24 protein-coding genes are annotated in these 25,447 nt (G+C 37.2%); 11 read left to right on the top strand and 13 right to left on the bottom strand.

What is annotated here, in order from left to right:
- The first annotated feature begins 5 nt into the window (after positions 1-5).
- Complete coding sequence (locus tag SJY45_RS05315) at positions 6-956, top strand: phosphoribosylaminoimidazolesuccinocarboxamide synthase (RefSeq protein ID WP_400073541.1); 951 nt, start codon at positions 6-8, stop codon at positions 954-956.
- 5 nt (positions 957-961) lie between these two features.
- On the opposite strand, the gene SJY45_RS05310 is transcribed toward SJY45_RS05315, so the two are convergent.
- On the bottom strand, positions 962-1,618 hold the full coding sequence (locus SJY45_RS05310; protein ID WP_400073540.1) for a PolC-type DNA polymerase III: 657 nt from the start codon (positions 1,616-1,618) through the stop codon (positions 962-964).
- The gene (locus tag SJY45_RS05305; protein ID WP_400073539.1) at positions 1,618-3,543 is read right to left on the bottom strand and encodes a DUF294 nucleotidyltransferase-like domain-containing protein; all 1,926 of its coding nucleotides are present in this window, start codon (positions 3,541-3,543) and stop codon (positions 1,618-1,620) included. Before SJY45_RS05305 ends, SJY45_RS05310 begins: the two co-directional genes overlap by 1 nt.
- Positions 3,544-3,742: 199 nt before the next feature.
- Here SJY45_RS05305 and SJY45_RS05300 point away from each other — a divergent pair, with 199 nt between their 5' ends.
- On the top strand, positions 3,743-5,980 hold the full coding sequence (locus SJY45_RS05300; RefSeq protein ID WP_400073538.1) for an FUSC family membrane protein: 2,238 nt from the start codon (positions 3,743-3,745) through the stop codon (positions 5,978-5,980).
- A gap of 21 nt (positions 5,981-6,001) precedes the next feature.
- Here SJY45_RS05300 and SJY45_RS05295 read toward each other — a convergent pair whose 3' ends face one another.
- Positions 6,002-6,397, bottom strand: coding sequence for a response regulator (locus SJY45_RS05295; protein WP_215914364.1), 396 nt, complete (start codon positions 6,395-6,397; stop codon positions 6,002-6,004).
- A gap of 15 nt (positions 6,398-6,412) precedes the next feature.
- The gene (locus SJY45_RS05290; protein ID WP_400073537.1) at positions 6,413-10,387 is read right to left on the bottom strand and encodes a chemotaxis protein CheB; all 3,975 of its coding nucleotides are present in this window, start codon (positions 10,385-10,387) and stop codon (positions 6,413-6,415) included.
- Between the two features lie 367 nt (positions 10,388-10,754).
- On the opposite strand from SJY45_RS05290, the gene SJY45_RS05285 reads away from it, so the two are divergent.
- From SJY45_RS05285 to SJY45_RS05275, 3 genes are all read left to right on the top strand, one after another.
- Entirely contained in the window at positions 10,755-11,084 is a 330-nt protein-coding gene (locus SJY45_RS05285; protein WP_215914366.1) for a TerB family tellurite resistance protein, read from the top strand.
- Positions 11,081-11,452, top strand: a complete 372-nt coding sequence (locus SJY45_RS05280) for a TerB family tellurite resistance protein (RefSeq protein ID WP_400073536.1) — start codon at positions 11,081-11,083, stop codon at positions 11,450-11,452. The genes SJY45_RS05285 and SJY45_RS05280 overlap by 4 nt, the downstream gene beginning before the upstream one ends.
- Before the next feature lie 138 nt (positions 11,453-11,590).
- On the top strand, positions 11,591-12,595 hold the full coding sequence (locus tag SJY45_RS05275) for a sugar kinase (protein WP_215440121.1): 1,005 nt from the start codon (positions 11,591-11,593) through the stop codon (positions 12,593-12,595).
- Positions 12,596-12,618: 23 nt separating this feature from the next.
- Here the strand turns inward: SJY45_RS05275 and SJY45_RS05270 are convergent, their stop codons facing one another.
- Complete coding sequence (locus tag SJY45_RS05270) at positions 12,619-13,164, bottom strand: pyridoxamine 5'-phosphate oxidase family protein (protein WP_400073535.1); 546 nt, start codon at positions 13,162-13,164, stop codon at positions 12,619-12,621.
- A gap of 134 nt (positions 13,165-13,298) precedes the next feature.
- On the opposite strand from SJY45_RS05270, the gene SJY45_RS05265 reads away from it, so the two are divergent.
- Positions 13,299-13,685, top strand: coding sequence for a hypothetical protein (locus SJY45_RS05265; RefSeq protein ID WP_400073534.1), 387 nt, complete (start codon positions 13,299-13,301; stop codon positions 13,683-13,685).
- Between the two features lie 84 nt (positions 13,686-13,769).
- Here the strand turns inward: SJY45_RS05265 and SJY45_RS05260 are convergent, their stop codons facing one another.
- The 3 genes from SJY45_RS05260 to SJY45_RS05250 all read right to left on the bottom strand — a co-directional run bounded on the left by SJY45_RS05260 (position 13,770) and on the right by SJY45_RS05250 (position 17,477).
- Positions 13,770-15,131 (bottom strand): DEAD/DEAH box helicase, encoded by a 1,362-nt coding sequence (locus SJY45_RS05260; RefSeq protein ID WP_400073533.1) that lies wholly within the window; start codon positions 15,129-15,131, stop codon positions 13,770-13,772.
- A gap of 253 nt (positions 15,132-15,384) precedes the next feature.
- On the bottom strand, positions 15,385-16,146 hold the full coding sequence (locus tag SJY45_RS05255; protein WP_400073532.1) for a ThuA domain-containing protein: 762 nt from the start codon (positions 16,144-16,146) through the stop codon (positions 15,385-15,387).
- Between the two features lie 26 nt (positions 16,147-16,172).
- Positions 16,173-17,477: a sugar phosphate isomerase/epimerase family protein gene (locus SJY45_RS05250; RefSeq protein WP_400073531.1), complete on the bottom strand. Its 1,305-nt coding sequence runs from the start codon at positions 17,475-17,477 to the stop codon at positions 16,173-16,175.
- Positions 17,478-17,792: 315 nt separating this feature from the next.
- Here SJY45_RS05250 and SJY45_RS05245 point away from each other — a divergent pair, with 315 nt between their 5' ends.
- Genes SJY45_RS05245 through SJY45_RS05235 form a run of 3 tightly spaced genes read left to right on the top strand, consistent with a single transcriptional unit; the run spans position 17,793 to position 20,861 of the window.
- The gene (locus tag SJY45_RS05245; protein WP_400073530.1) at positions 17,793-19,184 is read left to right on the top strand and encodes an endo-1,4-beta-xylanase; all 1,392 of its coding nucleotides are present in this window, start codon (positions 17,793-17,795) and stop codon (positions 19,182-19,184) included.
- Positions 19,185-19,222: 38 nt separating this feature from the next.
- Positions 19,223-20,425: an endo-1,4-beta-xylanase gene (locus tag SJY45_RS05240; protein WP_400073529.1), complete on the top strand. Its 1,203-nt coding sequence runs from the start codon at positions 19,223-19,225 to the stop codon at positions 20,423-20,425.
- 25 nt (positions 20,426-20,450) lie between these two features.
- The gene (locus SJY45_RS05235) at positions 20,451-20,861 is read left to right on the top strand and encodes a hypothetical protein (protein ID WP_400073528.1); all 411 of its coding nucleotides are present in this window, start codon (positions 20,451-20,453) and stop codon (positions 20,859-20,861) included.
- Positions 20,862-21,006: 145 nt separating this feature from the next.
- On the opposite strand, the gene SJY45_RS05230 is transcribed toward SJY45_RS05235, so the two are convergent.
- From SJY45_RS05230 to SJY45_RS05220, 3 genes are all read right to left on the bottom strand, one after another.
- The gene (locus SJY45_RS05230) at positions 21,007-21,906 is read right to left on the bottom strand and encodes an SMP-30/gluconolactonase/LRE family protein (RefSeq protein ID WP_400073527.1); all 900 of its coding nucleotides are present in this window, start codon (positions 21,904-21,906) and stop codon (positions 21,007-21,009) included.
- Between the two features lie 425 nt (positions 21,907-22,331).
- Positions 22,332-22,988 (bottom strand): GTP cyclohydrolase I FolE, encoded by a 657-nt coding sequence (gene folE / locus SJY45_RS05225; protein WP_400073526.1) that lies wholly within the window; start codon positions 22,986-22,988, stop codon positions 22,332-22,334.
- A 6-nt stretch (positions 22,989-22,994) separates the two neighbouring features.
- A complete protein-coding gene (locus SJY45_RS05220; protein ID WP_400074297.1) occupies positions 22,995-23,309 on the bottom strand; it encodes a MerC family mercury resistance protein in 315 nt (104 codons plus the stop codon).
- Between SJY45_RS05220 and SJY45_RS05215 the strand changes: the two genes are divergently transcribed.
- A complete protein-coding gene (locus SJY45_RS05215; protein WP_400074377.1) occupies positions 23,209-23,448 on the top strand; it encodes a hypothetical protein in 240 nt (79 codons plus the stop codon). The genes SJY45_RS05220 and SJY45_RS05215 overlap by 101 nt on opposite strands.
- Before the next feature lie 28 nt (positions 23,449-23,476).
- Complete coding sequence (locus SJY45_RS05210; RefSeq protein WP_400073525.1) at positions 23,477-23,857, top strand: Fur family transcriptional regulator; 381 nt, start codon at positions 23,477-23,479, stop codon at positions 23,855-23,857.
- 286 nt (positions 23,858-24,143) lie between these two features.
- Here SJY45_RS05210 and SJY45_RS05205 read toward each other — a convergent pair whose 3' ends face one another.
- The gene (locus SJY45_RS05205) at positions 24,144-24,872 is read right to left on the bottom strand and encodes a sulfite exporter TauE/SafE family protein (RefSeq protein WP_400073524.1); all 729 of its coding nucleotides are present in this window, start codon (positions 24,870-24,872) and stop codon (positions 24,144-24,146) included.
- A complete protein-coding gene (locus SJY45_RS05200) occupies positions 24,869-25,273 on the bottom strand; it encodes an OsmC family protein (RefSeq protein ID WP_400073523.1) in 405 nt (134 codons plus the stop codon). Before SJY45_RS05200 ends, SJY45_RS05205 begins: the two co-directional genes overlap by 4 nt.
- Positions 25,274-25,447 lie beyond the last annotated feature (174 nt).

Here is a 25,447-nt window from a genome sequence, read left to right as displayed (position 1 = left end):
ACCCAATGAGCAGTACCATTACAGATACCAATTTTGAATTTCCCGGCCAGAAAAGTGTTTATAAAGGAAAGGTGCGTGAAGTATACGAGTTAGAAAATGGAATTTTGGTTATGGTAGCTACAGACCGTTTATCTGCTTTTGATGTGGTTATGCCCAAGGGTATTCCGTATAAAGGACAGATTTTGAACCAGATTGCTACTAAAATGATGGATGCTACCAAGGATATTGTTCCTAATTGGTTAATGGCAACTCCGGACCCAAATGTTGCGGTAGGGCATGCTTGTGAGCCTTTCAAGGTAGAAATGGTGATAAGGGGGTATCAGTCCGGTCATGCGGCCCGGGAGTACAAATTGGGCAAACGTGTGTTGTGCGGTGTAGAAATGCCGGAAGGTATGAAGGAAAACGATAAATTTCCGGAGCCTATTATTACGCCGGCCACCAAAGCCGAAATGGGTGATCATGATGAAGATATTTCTAAAGAGGATATTCTTAAAAGAGGTATTGTCTCCAAAGAGGACTATGAGGTTCTTGAGAAATATACACGGGCCCTTTTTGAAAGAGGTACTCAAATTGCTGCAGAAAGAGGGCTTATTCTTGTGGATACTAAATATGAATTTGGGAAGACCAAAGACGGTAAAATTGTTTTGATAGACGAGATTCACACCCCTGATTCCTCGCGTTATTTTTATGCGGATACATACAAAGAGTTGCAGGAAAAGGGTGAACATCAAAAGCAGTTGTCCAAAGAATTTGTGCGTCAGTGGTTGATTCAGAATAATTTTCAAGGTTTAGAAGGGCAGTCTTTACCCGAAATGACAGACGCGTATATTGAGTCTGTTTCTGACCGATATATAGAACTTTACGAGAATATTACTGGAGAAGAATTTGTTAAGGCGGATATAACTGATATACAGAACCGTATAGAGGGTAATGTGTTAGATTACTTAAAGAGATGAATTTACTATTTAAGTAATTTTTTTGCGGAAAAGTTCTTCTTGGTTTTTAGTTTCTGAACAATTTTAATGAAAGCGATTGCCGTAATGTAGGCATCGCCTAAAGCAGTATGCCGGTCTTTTTTTGATATATCGAATTTCTCTGCGAGTTCGTCTAATGAGTATTGTGGCTTAACGGGAAGCAAAGGAGATTTGATTAATGTACGCTTGTACAATACCGATGTATCCAGAAATTTATTTTTCAAATCCGGCATACCATGACGGTTCAGGGCATGATTAATCATATTTCTGTCAAAGCCTGCGTGATGCGCCACCAAAACCGAATTTCCAATATATTCCAAAAATAGAATCAGGGCTTCCAATTCCGTTATGCGCTCTTGTCTTTCCTCTTGTAAAATTCCGTGTATCTCTATGTTTTTGGCATGGTAAAAATGCTGGTAGAGAAACACTTCAAAACTATCGTTAACAGCTATACTATTATTCTTTAAAGATAGTGCTCCTATTGATAGAATGCGGTCCGTATCATAGTCAAAGCCGGTAGTTTCCGTGTCAAACACCACAAAACGTATTTCGGACAGGGTATAATCCACTTTCTTTTCAAACTTGGCCTCATAGTCCATCCAAAAGTCCGGATAGTTCTGTTTTCGCTTTTTGAAGAAATCCATTAGCCTAATAGGTTTGTGACCTTAAAACGAATTTTAAGAAGTTCCTGTAAATCTTTTATGGTCTTAAAACTACGCTTCAGTTTTATTTTTTCTTCCTTCGTAAGTTTGTTCAAAGCAATAAAACGCCCGGAATCATTATGCAAAAGACCGTGTTTTGTCCTGAACTTTAATAGAGCCTTGGTAGCGTAGGAGCAAGCCAAAAATAGTTCTTGGTTGTTGGGTTCCAGTTCCGCAAGCTTTTCAAAACGTTCTGCAGTATTGTTGATGGACTTTACTTGGTGAGAGAGCACTAAGACCCTTGCTCCATCAATCAAAGGCATTAAGGCCCTTCGCTTTAAATCAAAAAAATCTTTGTATTCACCATCTTCTTCCACCAAAAAGCTTCTGAAAAAACCACTGGGAGACGGACTTTGGAGTGCACCGCTTGCCAAATGCAAAAAGAAATTGGGGTATTGTTCCGTAGTTTCAAAAAGATGGGCGCTTAGCTCGTTTACCAAATTAGAATCGCCATAAGAGAGGTTGTAATCAAAAAATATGGAGGATAAGAGTACTTGGTCCGGCCCGGGATTGGTAATCCAATGGAGTGTACGTTCTTTCCATTCCTGCAAGCTTGAGCACCATTCGGGGTTGGAAGCCATCATCTCCGCCGGACAATATTCGTATCCAATATCAAAAAGGCCCTTGGTAACGATTCTTGCCAGTGCCAAGAAATAGTCTCTTGTTTCTGTGAGTTGGTCTTCGGGTACATTTTCAAAGACCAGTGCGTTGTCCTGATCGGTGTGTAACAATTGTTCGCTTCGGCCTTGGCTACCCATGGCCAACCATGCAAACTTAACCGGTGGAGGGGAGTCCATCTTATCCAGGGCTATTTTTATAATTTGCTTGATGCAGGCATCGTTTAGCTCCGAAATAATCTTGGAAGTTAAGGTGAGGGGTATATTTTGATCTAGGTACCCTTGCAGTAGATTCATGATTCTTCTGCGTACCGCCTTTAATTTTTTAAATCCGTTTGCTCTTTTTATTGCTTTTAAAAGCACGGCAGGGTTGTTGCCCAGCTCAAACATAATATCATGTTTACTAATGATACCAACGGCCTCTGTATTTGGGGTTCCGTCCATCGTAAGACATAAATGGCTGATGTCACTTTTCATCATGGCCATCTGTGCTTGGGTAACGGTCATTTTTTTTGGATACGTAATTACCGGTGAGCTCATGATATTTTTGGCCCTTGTAGTTATTGGAAAAAGACCAGTGGCGATTTTATTCCTTAAATCCTTGTCCGTTATGATGCCCACGGGAAGTTTGTCCTTTACTACTAATACGGAGCCCACCTTTTTTTCGGTCATTTTAACCGCTATGGTCTTTATGGTGGTATTCTCTGAACAGGTTATTAGCTTTTTTGAATAGGGTACGCCTTGCAAATCAAGCAATTCTTTGTCTCCTACGCCATTTTCACTGGCTTGGGGAGTGCCTTCGTAAAGCTTGCCCCTGTAACTTTTTGAATAAGGATTGCGCGTATTGGAGGCAAAGCTTTCAATTAAAAAATTACCTACTTCCTTGTAATCTTTAATGATGGGTTTAAACTCCGCTATTGGTATTGCATATAAGATGGTCTCTTCATATGCTTTGGCTCCAATTTTGTAGTTTTCGTTGGCAATAAGGGGGCGTAAACCAAAAATATCACCTTCATCGCACAAATCTACAACTTCGTCATTGGGTTCTTTGGTAAGTACTACGGCACCTTTATGAACTACATAAAAATAGGGGTGGGCCTCTTCGTTTATGGCAAAGATTACTTCACCTTTTATCTTGTAGACAATACTTATTTCTTCAGATAGACTTTCTAGTTCCTTAATGGCTACCTCGTTAAAAGGCGGGTAGTTTTTAAGAAAATCGGCAACTCTAATAGAAATGGTATTCTTCATGCGGCAAATTTAAAGCTAAAGTTATATCAGGAAGTGCATTAAAAAAAGGAAAATGCCCAAACAAATTGCATCTTTCTACACTTTCTATCCGTAGTAAGGAAGTCGCTTTGAATAAAGATTGCCCTGCATATTCAAGTACGCCAAAGTTATCTTCTATCTTTGAACCGTAAAGCATGGTTTTAGATAAATGTATGGAAACATGGGAAATAGTTTAAGGGAACTTTTTCATTTTTTGAAAAGCACTGATTTTTCAAAAGCGGTCTTGGTGGGCGTTACGGTTAGTTTCCCTATTTTGTTGGGACTTTACTTTAATCAACTAGAAATAGGTCTTGCCGTTTGTTTTGGAGCTTTATGGAGTGCACCTAGTAATACTAATGGAAGCTTTAAGCAAAAAATTACAGGTATACTTAGCGCTACGGTATTGGTGGTCATCATTAGTTTTATTGGGGGGTATTTGAATTTGCCGGCCTATATTTTGATTCCAGTTCTAGGAGTGCTTTCTTTCCTGCTTGCCTATATATCTATTTTTGGTTTTAGGGCTACTTTAGTCAGCTTTTCCGGTCTATTGGCTTTGGTTCTTAGTTTTGCCCATGAACCTCAGGTGCTTAACACCTATGAATATGCCTTTTTTGTAGGTATAGGTAGTTTGTGGTACTTGTTGGTGGTTATGGTTTGGCATTATATAAACCCTAAAGGTGAAATTGAGGAAATATTTAGGGAAACCTATCTGCTGACAGCCAAATTTTTGCGAGTTAGGGGAAAGTTGGTAGAACCGGATTCTGACCGGAAAAAATTATTGTCCGAACTGAACAAACTACAGGAGCAGCTTATAGAAAAGCATGAAACCTTAAGGGAGATGTTAGTTCTTAACCGAAAAAGATCTCGGTATTCCGTTTACCACGGAAAACAACTACTGGTTCTGGCCCGATTGGTGGAAATGCTGGAAGCGGCAATTGCCAACCCCATTAACTATAGCCAAATGGATGTGGTCTTTAAAACGTACAGCCAATACAAAAGCGGTTTTCAAGAGCTTATTTTTAAGATAGCGGAACAGTTAGAACGTATTGCTTTTGCCGGAAGGCACGGAAAAAAATTGCCGCCACCAGTAGAACTACAGCCGTATTTAGATAGGATTTTGGCTAATATAAATCAACTTAAAAGTTTTCCTAAAAAGGAAAATCTTAGCCCGTATTTAATGCTTCAGAATCTTTACGAGTATCAAGAGAAGCAGGTAGAGTTGCTTGGAAAAATCAATTGGTTGCGCAATGAGGCCAAAACAGAGGAGTTGCAATTTATAGATGAGAGTTACGTACGCAAGTTTATGACCTTTCAAGATTACGACCTTAAAATGTTGGTTCGAAACTTTAACTTTAAATCGGCCATTTTTAGACATGCATTGCGTTTGGCCGTTACGGTAATGGTTGGGTACAGCATAGGAACCATCTTTGACTTTCAAAAACCCTATTGGATTTTATTGACCATCATTATTATACTACGGCCTAGTTACGGGCTAACCAAGACCCGCTCAAAAGATAGGATTATAGGTACTTTAATTGGTGCTACCATTGCTTTTGTAATTGTTGCTTTGGAGCAGAATACTTATGTTTTTGGGATTCTAGGGCTGACCTCGTTGGTCATGGCCTTTTCTATGCTGCAGAGAAACTATAAGACGGCAGCTACTTTTGTTACTCTGAGCGTAATTTTTATTTATGGAATTTTATTGCCGGACATTGTTACGGTCATTCAGTTTCGGATTTTGGATACGGTTTTAGGAGCGTTACTTTCATTTTTTGCCACTTTGATACTTTGGCCTTCATGGAGTTTTTCAAATATTAACGACAACTTAAGAACCTGTCTGACGGCCAATAAAAACTTTCTAAATGAAATAGCCCTTATTTATGACCACAAGGAAAAGGAGCCTACCGCACTGAGAATAAGCCGGAAAAAAGCTTTTGAAGAGACTTCTAATCTAAGTGCCGCTTTTCAACAAATGGTTCAAGAACCCAAATCAAAACAAAAAAAAGTAAATGAGGTTTATGAACTGGTAACTCTGAGTCACTCTTTTTTGTCTTCCTTGGCTTCCTTAAGTTCATATATACAGAATCATCGTACTACGGAAGCATCAGAAGGTTTTAGGTCTGCGGTAGCGCATATAATGGAAAATTTGGGTCGTACCACAGATACTTTGACCCATATGAAAATAGAAGATGATTTTTCGTTGAAACATCACGAGAAATCTTTTAAAAGTAACCGTTCTAAGTTTAAGACAATAGCATGGGATTTTGAAAATGCCGTAAAAGTGGGGGAGGAGCGTAATTTGCAAGAGGCACATTTAATACTTGGTCAATTACGATGGTTGTTTACGCTAAGCGGTAAAATGTTGAACTTAGCTTTGAAAATAGAAGCCGAAATGAAGCCTGCGGAAACAGCAAGTTAATTCCGCAACGTGTTATTACAGCTAAAGAGTAAGGTTAAAATGTTCAACCATAATCTGTTTAATAGCTAATTCGTTTAATGGCTTGTACATCATAGCATCAATTTCTGGGTACATCTCCATTTTTTCTTTATCAGATGGGATTATGGAGGTGGTCAAGAGAATAACCCTTGTGTTGATTTTAAGCGCTACATCCAATTCCTTGTATAATTCCATGAACTCCCAAGCATCCATAGTGGGCATATTAATATCCACAAATATGAGTTCGGGAAAAACTTTTGAATTCATAAGATGTTCAAGAGCTTTTTTGCCCATGGTGAAAGAGTAGACTCTTTCGGCACAATTTACGCGCCTTAAATAGGTCTCATGAATAAAGTTCGTAGCATTGTTATCATCTACAAGTACAATAGATTTTATCATAGTCTAGACAAGTTATTAATTTAGATTAAAGTGAAAGGTGCTTCCTTTTCCAATTTTGGACTCCACCCAAATTTTACCGTTATGTAGTTCCACAATTTTTTTGCAATGGGCAAGGCCAATACCGGTTCCCTCGTAATCTTCTTGGTTATGTAATCTTTTGAATACTTCAAAAATCTGTTGTTGATTCTTTGCTTCCATTCCAATACCGTTATCCTTTACGTAAATATGATGTCCTTTTTCTGAGGGCAAGGTTCCTATCTCAATTATCGGATTTCGGTTTTTATCAGTAAATTTTATTGAGTTACCAATAAGGTTAAGAAAAAGGGAGTGAAGTTCTAATTTATGTCCTGATATTTCGGGGAGGTCTTTAACCTTGATTTTTGCACCTGTATTTTTAATACGCATACGAAGGTCTTTCATTACGTTCCCTACTAAGGTTTCTAGGTCTACAGGTTCTGGCCTGGTATTGCTCCCTATTTTTGAATAGGCAAGTATAACCCTTACCAATTCGCCCATTCTTGACGAGGCTTCTTCTATGAAGGCCAAATACGTATTGGCCTTATCGTCTAATAAAGTTATATATTCTTCTTTAAAAAGCGTTACAAAATCCCGTATGGTACGTAAGGGTTCTTGCAAGTCATGACTTGCTACATAAGCAAAACGTTCTAGCTCTTTGTTGCTTTGAGATAGGCGTTTTAAGTTAGTAATGTTTATATGACTACCAACCATTCTTATGGGTTCCCCCTTTTCACCCCATTCTATTACCTGACCTTTGCACCAAACCCATACAATGCTTCCGTTTTTATGAAAATAGCGTACTTCATTATCATAGGGTACTTCTCCTTTACTTTTAACATGGGCATCAAACGTTTCTAGCACGCCTGGAAGATCTTCTGGGTGCATGATATTTTGCCATGCTTCAGGTGTATTTTCCATTTCGTCATCTTCATACCCGAACATTCGTTTAAAAGTAGGACTCAAATACTCTGTATTTTCTTGTATATTCCAATCCCAAAAACCGGCCATGGTTATTTCAAGAACCTGTTCAAACACCATATTTTTATCAAGCAGTTCCTGCTCTAATTGAGGCATTCTTTTAATCATAGAAACATCGGTTGTAGTACCCAGCATTCTCTTGGGTTTGTGATCTTCCGTCCATTCAACTATTTTGCCTCTTAAGAACAAGGTTACATAATGACCAGCTTTATGTTTGTATCTTATTTCTACTGCATATGGGTATTTACCGTTGGTTTGCAAATGTTTTTGCATGGTATTATCTTGGGTTTCTAGATCTTCCGGATGGGCCAGTTGGTTCCAGAACTCAGGAGTTTCTTCAACTTCATCTGCCTCGTAACCTAGAATATGGCGGATTGAGTGGCTAACGTAATAGGTATTGTTTATTAAGTTATAATCCCAAAAACTGTCTGATGTTTGTTCAAATGCAAGCAATTGATTTTTAAGTTTTTGTTCCGCAGATTTAAGTTCGTTAATGTCTACGTAACTAAGGGTTGCCCCCTCAATATTTCCGATGGAATCACGAAAAGGGACTATTTTTTGCAAGAACCAACGCCCTTTTGCATCTTTCACCTCGTTTTGCTGTGAAACTCCATTTACGACTACAGCTTTAATGTCTGAAATGAAGTTTTTATAATTGGACTTATGAAATGTACTGGCAAAGTGTTCTAGAGGGCGATTAACATCACTTTCCATTAGGTTGAAATGCTTGGCAACGCTAGGGGTAAACTTTCTTATTCTCAGTTGATTGTCCAGAAAAATGGTTCCTATGTCCGTGCTTTGAAAAAGATTGTCCAAATCTGAATTTAATAGAGCTAGCTCTTCTAATTTTTCCTGAAGTTCCGTATTTACTGTATGTAATTCTTCATTTACACTTTGTAGTTCTTCATTGGTACTTTGTAATTCCTCATTAGAAGCCAAGAGCTCTTCATTGGTAGCCTGCAACTCTTCATTGCTAGTCTCTACCTCTTCAATCATGTTTTTAAGACTTTCCCTTGTTTCTTTTAGTTCGGATTCTAATTCTATTTCCCTTGAACTATTATTTGTGCTTTCGTTCTCGTTATGAGTAGGGCTTGTTATTTTTTGTATGTCCGAAGGTTTGATGATGATTAAAAAATTCGGAGGATTGCTACTTAGGGGGTTGTTAAAGGATGCCACATGCATGTTAACAATGGTGGGCTTTTTTTCAGTTGAGAAATTAAGGTTCTCGTGCTTTAAATTTTGGTTGGTTCCTGCAACTTTTCTTAAAGAGTAGCTCAAAACTGTTGCCACGTTCTCAGGAACCATTTTTAATAGGTTCATGCTAAACCCCTTGTTCGGTAAGCTTATATAATTATTGAGGTCTCCAAAAGCATCAACGATATTAAAATTACCGTCTATTAGAATAGCGGCAAGGTCTAAATTATCACTTAAGGCTTCTACCATAAGCTGCCTTGTATTTCGCTCGTAACTCATGGTTTTTAGACCAAACGGATTTTTTTGGGTTTTGTTTGGGCCGTAAGGTTGTAGACCAAGTATTTTTGCAGGTCTTATGTTACTGTAAATTTTTTGTTTCCGATGTATTTCAGCAAATGAGTTTTTCTGCCTTCCTAGAGATTCGCTACTACCTAGAACTAAGGTTCCATTTAAATTAAGTGAGTAGTGCAAAACATCAAGAACTCTGTTTTGTGCTGCAGGTTGAAGGTAAATAAGCATATTTCTGCACAGAGAAATATCCATTTTATTAAAAGGAGGGTCTTTGAGCACATTATGTTTGCTAAATATGACCATACGCCTAATGTTCTCGTTAACACGGTAATAATCTCCTTTTTTGGTGAAATTCATCGTTAGCCGTCTTTCGGAAATATTGGCAATAGTACTTTCATTGTACATGCCTTTCGCAGCGTCGTTCAGATGATTTTTTTCTATATCGGTAGCAAAAATTTTAACTACATTTTTTTTATTGTACTTTATCAGGAGTTCATTAATAATAATAGCCAAAGAATAGGCTTCTTCACCGCTGCTAACCCCAACACACCAGCATTTAATGGTATCTCCCTTTTTTTTGTTAGCTACTATTTTTGGTATGATTTCGGAGGCAAGAACATTCCAAACAGCTTCGTCTCTAAAAAAACTGGTGACCCCAACTAAAAACTCCCTTACCAGAAAATGCGCTTCTTCTGGTCTTTCAAATAAATATTCTTTATACTCTGGAAGGGTTTCTAAACGGTTTATCCCTATCCTTCGGGCAATCATACGTACTAGGGTAGGTCTTTTGTAGTATTCAAAGTCTAATTTAGTCTGACTGTTTAAAAAGCTCAGAATTTTAACCAGTGTTTCCTCATCGTTTAGAATATGTTCCTCCAAGGAACCATAAACGGCTGGGTGTTGAAGAAATCTCTGAAGTTCTTCACCCATTTGCTCGGTAGGCAGGACAAAGTCAACCAAGTTAGTGTTGATTGCATTTTGAGGCATACTTTCAAACTCTGCTTGATCTGGTGATTGCACCATTACCATTCCGCCGTATTCCTTAATATCTCTTGCGCCAGAAGTACCATCGCTACCTGTGCCGCTTAGAATGATAGCAATAGCATTATTGGTCATTTCACGCGCTAAAGATTTAAAGAATAAATCTATAGGTAGATTTAAGGTCCTAGTGGTTGGCTTGTCTTCTAAAATTAAATAACCATCTTTAATAAAGATGTTTTTTTTAGGTGTCAAAAGGTAGATAGTCCCTGACTTTATTTTGGTTTTCTCAGTAACCTCAATAATGGGCATGTCTGTGTTCTTAGCCAAAAGCTCTCCCATTAAACTTTTGTAATCGGGACTTAAATGCTGAACAACTACAAAGCTATGGGCAAATTTTAAAGGAAGGTTGTCAAAAAAAGACTTTAATGCTTCTAATCCACCAGCACTGGCCCCTATGCCTATTATTGAGAATTTGTTTTTGGATTTATTTTGTTCTTGGTCAATACCTGAGATATTAGGTTCTATCATTTAGTAGATTGATTTCGTCTCAATAAAAGTAATGAATATCTTACAATAATATAAATAGTAAATAAATAATTTTATCCATTTTGGTAACTGTTTAATAGCAACGTTTTATAGTTCAACTAAATATGGTTTTGTTCTAGTTTCCTTTTGAATGATCTTGTTTAAAATTTACTTGGTAGAGTTTAATTAGATGTGAATTTGTTTTTAAAACGTTAGAATCAAAATATGCATTTGCTAGTGATAGGTTGAAGGTGATTATGTCAAATCCTAAAACTTGTGTGTTTTTCGCATCGAATTTTTAAAACACATGGAGTAGCACTTTCGGATAATTCATTATATTACGTCTACTAACACAAACCATTAACAATTAATGCAACAAGAAACAAAAGCCTTTACCTTGGCAGAGAAACTGGCTATGGTACATGTTGTAAATTCTGTAATCTTAGCAGATGGACAAGTACACACTGGAGAAATCAACGCGGTAACGCAATTAATGGAACAAATTGATTTTGACAGTAATTTTATTATGCAAGCCCGAAATATTGAAAGTGAGCAGGCCATCTTAATTCTGAAACAAATGTCTCAGGAAAAGAAAAGTAATCTTGAAACTATTCTGGAGATGACCGCAATTTCAGATGGGTTTAAGCACACTACGGAAAAGACCCTTATGGCCTATATCTTCAAATCTATGAACAATTGAAACTACACACAACTATGGAAAATGGAACAATACATAACGTACAATTTACTGAAACGGAAAAGAAAGCCATTTTTGTAATGAGCAATGAGGTTATTTTAGCAGATGGCAAGGTTCATCCTAGCGAGCTGGCAGAAATGAAAGAACTTCAGGAAGGAATAGGAATGAGCCCTAATTTGGTTAATGAAGCCAAAGAAACCAGTACAGATGAGGCATTAGTGGCGTTGCATAACATGTCATATCCTAAAAAGAAAATTTTGGCTCAAATTCTTGAGGATATGGCCATTTCGGACAATCACCTACATGAAAACGAAATGCAGCTTATTATACAGACGTTCAAAAATATTGGTATAGGAGGGGAAACTGAGTAATTAATAGGTTTCTTGTTATTAGATGATAAATTGGTCTTTTGGATTCTTGCATACCTATGAGGCCTTGCCAGAAAATCTTTTGTAATCGGCCCTTATTATTTCCTTCACATTGGGTAATTTAGTCCCAAAATTTAGGGTATGGGACAGATTATAACATTTGGGGAGGTGTTGATGCGTATTTCTCCGCGGGGAAACAAAAAATTTATACAGTCTAATATTGTTGAGTTTTATTTTGGAGGAACCGAGCTAAATGTTGGCATTTCCATTTCCAATTTTGGTGGAGAGGTAAAGCATATTAGTGTGGTATCCGAAGATTCCATTGGAGAAACCGCACTGGCGTATATTCGCCAATTTGGTATGGATACTTCTTCTATAGTTCTTTCAAAACGCCCTTTGGGAGTATATTTTCTTGAGGTTGGAGCCGTAATTAGGCCTAGTATGATTTCTTATAATCGTTCTCACTCCGCATTTTCCGAAATTGTACCGGCAAAGGTAAATTGGGAAAAAGCCTTGGAAAAAGGGGAGTGGATGCACTGGACCGGAATAACACCAGCATTATCTCAAGGAGCCTTTGATACGCTTAAAGAGGGCTTGAAATTGGCAAGAAATAAAGGAATGGCCGTATCTGCCGATCCTACTTACCGTAGTGATTTATGGAAGTATGGACAAGACCCCAAAGAAGCCTTAACTGAACTGCTACATTATTCTACAATTTTTATTGGTGGTGTTAATGAAATAAACGAGGTATTAGGTACACAGTTTGGATATAGTAACGATGATTTCATTGAAGCTAGCAAAAAACTGATGGAAACTTTCCCCACGATTGAAAAAGTGTTCGATAAAATACGGACCTCATTAAATTCTTCTTGGCATAAAATCCGGGCTAGAATGTGGAACCGTGTTGAGTTCCGGGAAACAGAAGATTTGGACATTACCCATGTGGTGGACAGAATAGGTACAGGAGATGCTTTTGCTGCCGGATTGATATATGGTTTACAAAAATTTGATGATTATAAGGCCATGGAGTTTGGAAGCGCTGCCTGTGCCCTAAAACACACTTACGAAGGAGATGTTAACCTTGCTACGGTAAGCGAAGTAAACAATATATTGGCGGGTAATATAACGGGGCGTTTAGTGAGATAGGATAGGGAATAAGCTATTTTGGGTTAAGGCTCTAGAATATTTGTCTCAAAGCCGTCAATGCTGGTGGTGTTTTTGTTCTTCCAATAGGTCTTAATTTTGTCTTCCCCTTGTTTTGAGGCCCAATCATTTAGAGTAGTACGTTCTTCTTTAAATTCCATAAATGGTACGGCAAAACCGCAAGAGGTCTGTACAAGTTCTACATGCATCTCAATAATTTGTCTAGCTCCTATATTCTTTGGAAAAAGCTCTATATACTTATGATAATCAGTATCTCGCTTATGATAGATTTTGGCCGTTCCGTATAGGCGTAAGATTAAAGGTTTTCCTTCAAAAGCACAGAACATAATGGTCATGCGACGGTTCTTTAGTAGATGGGCGGCCGTTTCATTTCCACTGCCCGTTAAGTTCAACCAAACAATCTTGTTTTTATCTATGACCCTAAACGAATCTGTACCTTTTGGGGACACATTTACATTTCCGCTATCGGCAGCGGTACCAACAAAAAAGATTTTTTGTTTTTCAATGAACTCTTTTAGTTCAGGAGTGATAGAGTCTAATTGTTTTCCCATTGCTTTAGTAACTGTATTGTAAATTTATGGAAAGAAAGGCTAGCATGAAACTTTAGGTCTCTAGTTTTAGTTTACCGTATCAAATAAATAGTAGTAGTTTTGAAATGCAAAAAGCTACCTCAAAATCTCTATGTATGACTTATCAGGATGAGTTTCTTCTTTTTTGGAATCAAATAAAAGAAAGTGCCCAAGAGGGGAGTTTTGCTAAGTTGACCATGGCAAAGACCATAGGTAAACCAAATCTTAAGAATATTTTTTTGAGACCTATCTATGCCAAAGATGGTTTTAAAGTCTTGTTGAAATTTAGCTACAGGTCAAAAGAGACAGAGGATACGGAAGAAGAGCTAACACTGGACGAGGCATTTCTTATCTTAAAATCTAACCTGAAATCCCATTTTTTTTCAGTTTTATTATTCACCACGGAAAAGGACGTTATTTTTAAAGTGAATAAAAAAGGGGCGGGGAGTATTACGGAAACGCAGCCTTCTTTCAGCAATGTCCTACAGGCCAAAACCGATTAGGAATAGGAAGTTTGGTGGGCTTACGGTTTTTAAGTACATGTACACAGGGGCTAAACCCAGCCAAGTCCCAGACTCAAAAAAATATTATCTTTTCTTTCGTTTACTTTTCTTGTTTTGAATTTTATCCCCTCGTTTTTGTGGCTTTTTATACTTCCTTTTTAGTTTTCTCTCGTAGCTTTTTACTTCGGATTTAACTTTACTGTTTTTAGAAGATTTTTTATGGAAGGAAGCGCCTCTTTTAACCTCGGAGTCTTCTTCTAGTTCTTTGTTGGGGTCAAAGGGTTTATCCGTTTCTTCAGGGGTGAGTTCAGAACTTATTTCTACTTCCTCAGGAAAGTCATTAAACGGAATGGTATAGTTCATAAGCGTTTCAATGGCGTCCTTTAGTTCGGCTTCTTTTTCGCTATAGAAAAGAATAGACCTTCCTTGTTCTCCGGCTCTACCTGTCCTACCAATACGGTGAATATAATTTTCTGGATAAAAAGGGGTGTCAAAACTAATTACGGTACTAATTTTTTCAATATCTATACCACGGGCAATAACATCGGTAGCAATAAGAATCCTGCTTTTGCCGCTCTCAAATTTTTCTATGGATTTAGTCCTATGGTTTTGTTCTTTGCTGGAGTGTATTACTGAAATTTCAGATTCAAAATCCAATGTTTCAGCAAGACGATCGGCACTGGTTTTACTGGCAACAAAAATCAATACTTTATGGTACTCGTCTTTGTCCGCCAATAAGTGGTTCAATAAATTTACCTTGGTGTAAAAGTTGGGTACTGCATATGCTTCTTGGCTAATACTTTCCAATGGCGTACCGCTAATGGATATGGTTTTCTTAATTGGGTTGATTAAAAAATCGTTCATCAATTGATCCACATACGTGGTCATAGTAGCGGAGAAAAGAATGTTCTGACGTTTTGTGGGCAGGTATTCAAAGATGTTTCTTAGCTGTGTTTTGTATCCAAAATCCAGCATAACATCAACTTCATCAATCACTAATTTTTTAATTGATTTTAGTCGTAATACGTTAGAAAGGACCAAATCATAAGTTCTTCTTGGGGTACCTACTATAATATCCTGACCTTCAGCAACGGCTCTTTTTTGTCGGTTTATATTATTAGAACCACCGTATACACCTAAAGTTCTTACGCTTAGGTAGGGTGTTAGTTTTTCAATCTGTTCAACTATCTGAATTACCAATTCTCTGGTAGGAGCTAGAATTAGCACTCTAGGATGCAACTGGTCCGAATACTTCAAGTTTTGTAAAATAGGCAACAGAAACGCAATTGTTTTTCCGGTTCCGGTCTGGGCGATTCCTACAAAATCAGAGCCACCAAGAATAGGGGAGTATGATTCTTGTTGAATGGGTGTTGGTGTTTCAAACCCCAAGTCTACAATGGCCTTTTGTAACTGCTTTTTTATTTTGAAATCTTCGAAATTATCCATTTTGCAAAGTAATGGAAAAAAACACTCTTGTTAGCACTTGAAGTGGATTATACTTAGTGGATAAGATAGTTAGGTATAAAGGAAATGAGAGAGGTAATTTTCTATAGCTTAGATAAGGTTTCAGCAAACGATAAATAACGGTAGACTCTAATTTAGAAAAGATGAGTCTACCGTTTAGTTAACGGAATGAATATCCAACAGAGTAATTAAGAGCGTGAAAGCAAAATTTTTTAGCGGTGCATCTATGACCGCCTTATTCTTTTATTTTGCCATTTGCAGCCCAATAAATACCACCAAATAAGTGATTTATATAGGTTTGGTCTTGAAAAGCTTCCGGTTTATGACCGAGTGTGGTGTAGAATGAACGGCCTCCTTCGTAAAACTGGTACCATGCTACAGGATGGTTTTCGCCCATACCTTCCAGTGGTGTTTCGTCATATCCCTTTTGATAATCGTAGGTGTTTTCATCTACCGATAGAAGTACTTTTATATTTTCGGATTTTAAGAGTTTAAAATTGTACCATTCTTCACTCCACAACCATTTTTCCGGCAGGTGTAGGTTAGAAGGAAAATTGACATCGTGATTGGTGAGTACGGCGGCCTGAAATTGTGGATGGTCTTTAAAAACTCCGCCTACCAGATTATCGAACCACGGATTTCTTATCTCACTATCGGATGTTGAGTGGACTCCCACAAAACCTTTCCCGTTGTGAATGTGTGTCTTTAGGACTTCAAATTGGTCATTGTTTAAGATATCGGCATCGGCATTTAGGAAGACAACCACATCATAGGAAGGTAATTTTTCAGCAAGACCTTCAGGACTTAGCGTCCAATCAAATTTAAACTGATGTTCAGCAGCCATTTTATGAAAAGCATCTACTGCGGTTGGAATGCACTCGTAATGCCAAGTGTCTTGTACGGTGAATAACAACACCTTAAATTGGTCTTGGGCAAAGGCCATATGGTTGAAAGTTATAATGATAAAACATGTTAATTGTAAAATTCTGGTTTTCATAAAGTTTAAGTGTTGAGAGCGTGTTGTTATAAAATGTTGAAATATAAATAGTTCCATGCGGAATTGATGCTGTACCAAACCGGGTAGTTAAAAGCTTCTACTTCTGCCACAACATATTTGAGACCAGTTGTTTTAGCGTATTTGAAATATGCCTCAAAATCCATTTTCCCGCTTTGGCCGAGTTCTTCGTAATCTTTTACATGCCAGCTTATAAACCGGTTCCCGTATTTTTTGAAATAGTCAATGGGGTCAACATTGGAAAAATGCATCCAATATAGGTCGGCTTGGAAACTAACATACTCTGGATTGGTGTTTTCTAGGAGATAATTATAGATAACCTGATTTTCTAGTTTCTTGAATTCATCAGAATGGTTGTGATAAGCGAATGCAATCCCCCTTTCTTTACATAGCTTTCCAATAGCATTGTAATACTTAGCATACTTTTTGAGTTGGGCAAGGGAGGTGATTTCTTTAATTTGATTGTTGGATATTGTGAGGTATTCTACGCCAGCTTGCTTATGGTCTTCTATACATTTTTTCCACCAATCCATGGCTTTTTTCCAAGCTCGGTCATCATTGGAAGGAAGGTCGTAAAACGTCATAGATCCTGTAAATTTCAGGTTGTTCTCTTCTACTAATTTTTTAAAATTTAGAGGAGATAGACCATAAAAGGAGCGGTCTTTATAAACAAAGGTTTCAATATAGCTATAGCCCATTCTATCTAGATACTTCAAGGTCTGCTGAGGGTTTTTCTGCATTTCTTTATGTACCGAAACCAGTTGAATACCTATGTTCTTATCTTTTATATTTTTCTTGATGTAGCGGGTTTGCCAAAGAATTTCGTTCTTTGGGTTTGTTCCCTTTAAATACACATCGGTCTGATCTTTAAAATCAAAAGTAACCGTCATGGTTTCTTTCCCGGTAAAGTCCCGGTCTTTCATTATCCAATCTGTATCGCTGGTAAATCCACCTTTCCCTAGAAACATATCGCCTTGAGCGCTTTTGCCCAATGCAAAAATAGAATCGGTCTTTGTATCATACCCAATAAGCTCTGTTAAGGTATGGTTGTAGATTTTTCCATCGCTTTGAAATACATCAACGGACATTGCTGTATTGTCTATTTTAGGATAGTTGTTCATTTTTATTAGAGGCGTAGTGGCTACACTATCCGTTTTGTGGTCAATTGAACTGACCCAAAACCCTAAATACTGTTGTAATCTATCTGATTGCGATGGAATGGAATCCTGCGAGAAAGCAGAATGTATTCCTAGTAAGAAAAGCAGCAATGCAATTTTATTGGTAAACCCATGTAAACGGAAATGGTAAGTCATCCTTTAATTTTTATGGTAGTAAATTTAAAGGAGTAGCTTGTTTTAGACTATAAGCTATGAAGCCATAATTGCCACTGGTGTTGCAAATGGAACAGTGCTTTTAAAACCTAGAAAGATGTGTGATTTGTTAGAGTAAGTTTAGTCTATCTCTTTATATACATGTATGTAAAGTTTTGAATTTCTTAATAAGCTGAATAAACATGGGTGAAAACTGCGTATGCCACATAGGTGCTATACAATGCACAATTTATTATAGAATGGGGGAGGAGTAACATTTACCTTCGGAGCATAGGTACAAACCAACTTATATATGCAATGGTAAAAACAGATTCTGTAGTAAAGAAAGCATCAAGGTACTTGGTCTTGTTTTTGGCTACATTTTGGTTAAGCTGTTCTTCGGATAGTGAGGAAATTAAAAATGACGAAGATGATAATACTAAGGTAACCAAAGTGGAAGCTTCCTTTGAGTATACTATTTCGGAAGAGGACCCGTATTCTATTTTATTGGAGAATACGACGGAATCGGATTCCGACTTTTCAGCTGTATGGGATTTTGGAACGGGCGACGATAAGGTTCTTGATATGGAAGGCCTTGAGGAGGTACGTTATGAAAAAACCGGCGAATATACAATTACACTTGAGGTAACCAATGCGGCTGGTACATCAACAACAACTAAGAAAATAAAAGTAGACCAACGGTATGGTGTATGTAATACTAATGTGTGTGAAGAACTCTCTCAGAATGGATTAAAAGAAGAGACGGATACATTTGCCGTTGGAGTAATAACACAATCGTACAGAATTAACGAAGGAGGCAACCATACACAAGTATTAAAAAAGGAATTCAATAGTTTAACATCTGAATACGAGATGAAGATGAATATCATGCATCCTTCTCCAAACAGCTACGATTTTAGTGCTGCGGATGCTATTGTTGATTTTGCTTATGCAAATGACATGTTCGTTCACGGCCATGCCCTAATTTGGCATGATGCCACGCCGGATTGGGTAGAGAATTTTTCGGGTACCGATGCTGAATTCGAGAAGATGGTAGAAGAGTATATAACCACTACCATGACCAGGTACAAGGGTAAGGTAAGGTCTTGGGATGTTGTTAATGAGGCTGTGGACGAAAGTGCGGGCAACCCTTTACGAAACTCTATTTTTAGGCAAAGAATGGGAGATGACTATGTAAAGAAGTGCTTTCAATTTGCTAGAAATGCAGATCCGGATGCGATTTTGTTTTATAACGATTTTAATATTGCTGCCAGTTCTGGCAAAAGAGCGGCTATATTCAATTTGATAGATGATTTGAGTGAACTAGTGGATGGTGTTGGAGCACAAATGCATATCTCAATAGATTATCCTTCAACTGAAGATATACAAGCGGTTGTAGATGCCACCGTTTCAAGAGGTTTAAAATTACATTTTTCGGAGTTGGACATTCGTACGAATCCTGAAAACGACAAAAATGTATCTTCTTTATCCATAGAAAAGGCGGCACAGCAAAAGGCTAAATTCAAAGAAGTTGTAAAAATATACAACACCGTACCTCTTGAGAATAAATTTGGCATCACGGTATGGGGTCTTCGTGATAATGAATCTTGGTTGATCGATTTTTTTGGTGTACCGGAATGGCCTTTACTCTTCGATGAGAATTACAATAAAAAACAGGCCTATGATGGATTTTTAGAGGGATTACAATAGGCGAAAAGATGGATATGAATAAAAAGTTGATAGTTAAAATGAATCTTATTAAGGTAGGGATAATTCAGATAGTAGGTCTTTTATTGTTTACGTTCATAGGTTGTAAAGAAAAAGAAAATAGCGAAAACGCTTTATTGGACGCAACCGTAGAGGAGAAGGAAGAAATCGCCTTGAAATTGGCCTTTAAAGACTATTTTAAAATGGGTTCTGCTATAAATGGTGCGGTAGTTTCTGGAGAAGATACGACCTCGTTACACATAGTAAAACAACAGTTTAATACAATTACACCCGAGAATTGTATGAAAGCGGAATCCGTAAGTCCGGCCCGCAATGTGTATGATTTTAAAGAGGCAGATGAGTTTGTGGCTTTTGGCCAAGAACAAGAAATGTTTGTTGTGGGGCATACCTTAATCTGGCACAATCAAACTCCGGATTGGTTTTTTACCAATGAAAAAGGAGAACCTAATTCACCCCAAGAACAAAAGGAGCAACTGCGAAAGCATATAGAGGCGGTAGCCGGAAGATATGCCGGAAAAGTACATGCATGGGATGTGCTAAACGAAGTGGTTGATAATGATGGGTCTTATAGGCCTACAAATTGGATACAACATATTGGAGATGGTGATGAAATGGTGAAATTGGCTTTTAAGTACGCCAGCGAATACGCACCTGATACCGAGCTTTACTACAATGACTTTAATGCATGGCGACCTGAAAAAAGAGACGGCATCGTACGTATGGTAAAGATGTTACAGAAAGAAGGAATCCGTATAGACGGAATTGGGATTCAGGGCCATTGGGGACTCAATTTTCCTAAGAACGAATATATTCAACAAGCCATAGATGCCTATGCTGCGCTAGGTGTAAAAGTAATGATTACCGAGTTGGATGTAGATGTGCTTTCTTTGACCAAAGAAGGACAGATAATAGGAACGAGTATGATGGAACCCCAATATCAATTGGAAGAGTTTGAAACTTTCCTAGACCCCTATAAAGAAGAACTACCGGAATCCGTTTCTGTGGAATTGGCAGAACGGTACAAGGAGCTATTTGAGATTTTCCTGAGCAACCATGACAAAATTGACAGGGTTACTTTTTGGGGCGTACACGATGGTTTGTCTTGGAAAAATGGATATCCCATTCCTAATAGAACCAACTATCCGCTTTTATATACTCGGGATAAAAAACCAAAATTAGCCAAAAAAGCAATTTTGGAAACTGTTAAACAGAAGAACTTTTAATTACAAATATTTAAATGTACAACTCATGAAAAATGCCCTTTTAACTGCGTTAGTAGTACTGTGCTTCAGTACTTTATCCAACGCTCAATCTTCGACTAATGAAAGTGGAGAAAGCCAAGAAACCGAGAAACTCTTATTGACTATTTTCTTGAAGCATGATCAGTCTATGAACTTGGAAGAGATAGAGAAGGTTAGGAGCAATCAGGGATTTTATAAAAACTTTCCTCCGGAAGGAGTGTCCGTGGTCAACTGGTATGTAGTTATGGGTATAGGTCAAATGATTGTATTGGAATTACCAGCTTCCAAACTTAGGGAAGTGAATTTGGCCATAGAAAAAACTGCTTGGAAAGCTTTCAGGTCAGAAATTTATCCTACCTATGATTTATACCCATTAATAGAGCAGAAGTTAGATAATAAGTCTAAGGTAAGTTACTAGGTAGAGATTTAACTCATCCAAATTCAATCATTTCTAATGAAAATTTTACGAATTTGGATGAGTTGGAATCTATATGTAAATGTGGCGTGTAGCCCAGTTAATGGACACTATAACCACCAAAATGTATTGAAGAAGTTTTCTTGCTCTAGTTTTTAAGTGGGACAGCATATATTTTACCAGCCATCATATCAGGAACTAACAACCTTCCTTTATCCTCCTCAAGATAAAAATCGGCGGCAGATTCTAAACCTTCAATAAGCACGGTAGACGCCTCGGTTTCAGGATTTATTTTCCAAACTTTTCCAGCTACCCAACTACTTATATAGTAGTTACCCTTACTATCCTGTTCTACGGCATCGGCCCCTCTAAATTGCCCTTTCAGAGGACGAAGAACACCATTTTCGGTAACTAGAAAATTCCCCTTGAAAAAGGCACCTACCATAATATTTCCATCGTTGTCAACACCAACGCCATTGGGGTTCAACATAAGTGGGGAAGTATCTTGTTTTATGGTAATGTGCCCTTCTAAGTCTACATGATAGATACGCCCCAACTCAGGAACTTTCTTGGCTTCTTCACTATCTAACGGCCATAAGTTATTATCGGGATCACGCATGTATTGTGTGGCACCCATATCGGCTACGAAAATTCCGCTATCCTTACCGTCTAACGAAACATCATTGAGATAAAGAACCGTTTCGGGAAAGTTGGTTTTATCCACAAAAATGCTGGCATTCCCTTCTTTATCAACTTTCCAAATTCGGGTAACATCCGAGAAATACAGATTCCCGTTTAAGTAGACTATGCCTTTGGGTTCATCAAAACCTTTGGCAAACACCTTAACACCGGTTTTTGAAATCTCCACCAATTCGCCATCTCCAGGTTCTTTTCCATTCATTATAGTCACATAATAGTTGTCGTTAAAGCCCTTGGTAATGCTTTCCGGTTTCATGCCCACTTCAACAGGGAATTTCACTTCGTGCTGCGCTTGACTTATGAAGGCGAATAAGAAAGTAATAAGGAATGTAAGTTGTTTAGTTTTCATAATGGTTTTTTAGGTTTAAATAGAAAGAGTTAGCTAACAATTTTAAAACTGAATTCTTTTGTGATTAGGAGTGTATGTCCGTATTGAATACACGTGTATAAGTTTAGATATCAGTGTCTTACAAATCTATTAATCATTTGGACATGAATATGATAGTTTTGAAGCAGATACTATTACTATTGATGTGCATTTGGTTTGGCACGGAATGCAAAGTGTGGAGGGTAGGTTCTTTAGGGGGAGAGATTACTAGAATAAAGAGACGTTTATTTGCGTAACGAGAAAAGCCACTTACCTATAATCCGAAATTAGAAGGGATGCACTAAGAACGAGGTATCATTTGACCAACTAAATTGGTTTAACCGCTTTTCTAAAGCGGTTAAACCAGTCATTTTTCTAATAATTATGGGATACCTCTTGTTATCCGTTTATTTTTTACTGAGATTCTGAAAAAACTCATTTCGGCATGCTATATCCATAAAATCACCACCATATTCTATAGTAGTGGTAGAGCTGTCTTTGTCTTTTATGCCTCTAGATGATACACATAGATGCTTTGCGTTTAGAACAACAATAACACTTTGCGTATTTAACGTTTCTTGTAAATCATTTAAAATTTGCAGACATAAGCGTTCTTGTACCTGCGGACGATGGGAGTAGTAGTCAACCAATCTATTTATCTTGGATAGACCAATAACTTTCTCATTAGGGATGTACCCAATATGTGCGTGTCCCGTTATAGGTAAAAAATGGTGTTCGCAAGAGGAATCAATAGTAATATCATGCTCAATAAGCATTTTTCTGTACCCGTATTTATTGGGAAATGTAGATAATTTAGGCTTATTCTTAGGATTTAGGCCATAGAACAATTCTTTTACATACATTTTTGCAAAGCGATAGGGTGTTCCGGATAGACTTTCGTCTTTTAGGTCTAGTCCTAACTCTTCCATTATTTTTGAAAAGTAGACCTGGATATTTTCAATTTTTTCTTCGTCCGCTTTGTCAAACGCATTGGAAAGTAAAGGAGTTTCAATAGTTGTTAGTATATGGTTATCTCCAATTTCTTCATCGGTATATTTTTTCATAGTAATTTATCTTGAGCAACAGTTATCCGGTTGACAACGGCAGTATTTTAAGTTGTATATGTGCAATAGTATGAGTGCGAAAGCGGGGAAATAAATAGCAATTTCCGGAAGAGAAATAAGTTGAGTTTTTTCGTTTAGGATTACAGCAAGTAAAACAAACCAAGATACCCACATAGCATATTTTATCCAGGTTTTTGAAGAGTTCTTGGCAGATTGATATATGGCAAAAAGTGAAATTGAAAGAAAAAGAAAATCCAATGAACCCCACCAGGTTGCAGTAGCTTCATGGCAAGCTGTTGAACAGGATTGGGCTATAAATATAAATGGTGTAGCAATGCAATGCACCATACACAAAGAACTTGCTAGTATTCCGATTCTATCCGGTTTTAATGTGGCTTCCCTCATTCTAAATGTTTATTATCGCAACCAAGTTGCAATAATAAAAAGAAAATTTTGTTAATACAACTTGGTTGCAGTAATTTTGTGTCATGGGAATTTCCAGAAGAACAAAATCTGTTACTAGCTTGCTTGAAATATTTGAGCGAGAAGGGCGTGCTTTATCTGCCATTAGTTTGATAGAACGCCTAAAATCAGAGATTAACAAGACAACTGTCTACCGCACTTTGGAGAGAATGGAAGATGAAGGTTTGGTGCACTCATTTAAAGGAAAAGATGGACTACAATGGTATGCAAAGTGCAAAGGGTGTACTTCTTTAACACATTCAGATACGCATCCACATTTTCAATGTCAGGATTGTGGTAAAACCGAGTGTTTAAATTTGAACATGGCTATTCCTACCGTTGCAAATCACAAAGTAAACAGTGCAGAAATTCTGTTGATTGGTCAATGCCAAGATTGTCTTTCTTAGTTCTCTTGCTGAGAGATATTGTTTAATACAACTACCTTAACAAAACTTGCGGACTGCACTTAAAGTTAGTTGCTATTTTGCCCGCATTATGAAATCCTCTTTTATAGGCCAATGATGATAAATATTAGCTATAATTAAAGGGGGGTACAATGATTGCTATTTTGTCAACTGCCTTTACTTGTGGCCTTGCTCAAAATCCGCTAATTTTTCCTTTTATATTCTTCCGGGAGCTTAAGTATGGTTGCTAACGTTAGTATATACGTTGGTAGTGGCTGTTTTTTTTTAGTTAAAAAAGCAGTTTGGTCATAGTAATAATTCCAACAATAAGTATTAAAGATAAAGACAGCCTACGGAATTTGCTCTGGGGAATATAGGCTAAAATCTTTTTTCCTATAAATGTGCCTATTAGACCAATTACAAACAAAAAAGGCACATATTTTAGGTCGTGCTTATGAATATATCCATTGCTATAATATACAAATGTTCTAGAAAAATCTATCAGAAAATCTATAAATGCAGAAGTGGCAATAAACACACTTTTTTCTAAATTGAAAGAGGCCATTGTTAACCCCCTAATAGCTCCTCCTGTGCCTAATAAGCCGGCAGAGAAGCCGGATAATGCTCCTCCAACAACTGCGTTTTTATCATTTGGAGATATGCTTAGTTTACTCTTAATAAGAAATAACAAGCTAAATCCTATTAAGAAAATGCCTAAGAATATTTCTAAAAAATTATTGTTGAATATCTTGGATAGAAACCCACCAATTACTACAAAAATTACTGATGGTATTCCAATGGATAATAATAACCTTTTGTCTAATCCTTTTTTAAACAAAAATATTTTACTCAGATTACTGGAGAGATGGAATATTGCGGTAAGCCCCAAGACAGATTGAAAATCGAAATAAAAATTACCCAACGGTACAAAAAACACGGATGAACCGAAACCGCCAATTGTACCAATTATTTCGGCTACTAATGTGAGGATTAAAAAAATAAAGTTTATATCCTTCATTCATAAATTAATTTTACATCTCCATCAATAGAACAGGATAACTGCACGGTATTAAATATAGTGCCAAATTTTTCAACATTTTTTTTGAGCAATTCAACATTTAAATTTGTGTCTGTGCTGTAAATCTTCAGTTCATAGTTTATTTTGTCAATTCTAGGAGGTTTCTCTAATCGAATGGCCTTTACTAGTATTTCAGCTTTGGAATACTCAAAATTCATGAAACCAGAAAAGCGTTCCACATTTTTAAGAATACAGGAAGAAAATGAGCCCAAAAATAGTTCTGCTGGATTTGGGATAGTATCAGCAAATTCAGGTGTAATCCCAAAATTAATTTTCGATTGCTTAATTTGAATTGAAGCACTCTTTTTTGAAGATGAACTTGCTTTAACTGAATATTCCATAATTGTTTTTTGTGCTTGCAGGTAACGAATATATGGCTCGTAACGTGTAAAAAGAGGTTTTCCTTTCGGTTAAGTACAAGCCTGATATTTTTTATCAATAAACCAAATTAATATAAAAACGGATTTATAAATACATCTTAACTTTGAAATCTGCAACTAACTATTTATGCAGTG

Origin of the sequence: Zobellia russellii, assembly GCF_044597075.1 — a bacterium.
Taxonomy (GTDB): Bacteria; Bacteroidota; Bacteroidia; order Flavobacteriales; family Flavobacteriaceae; genus Zobellia; species Zobellia russellii.
This window is presented reverse-complemented; position numbering and strand designations above follow the sequence as displayed.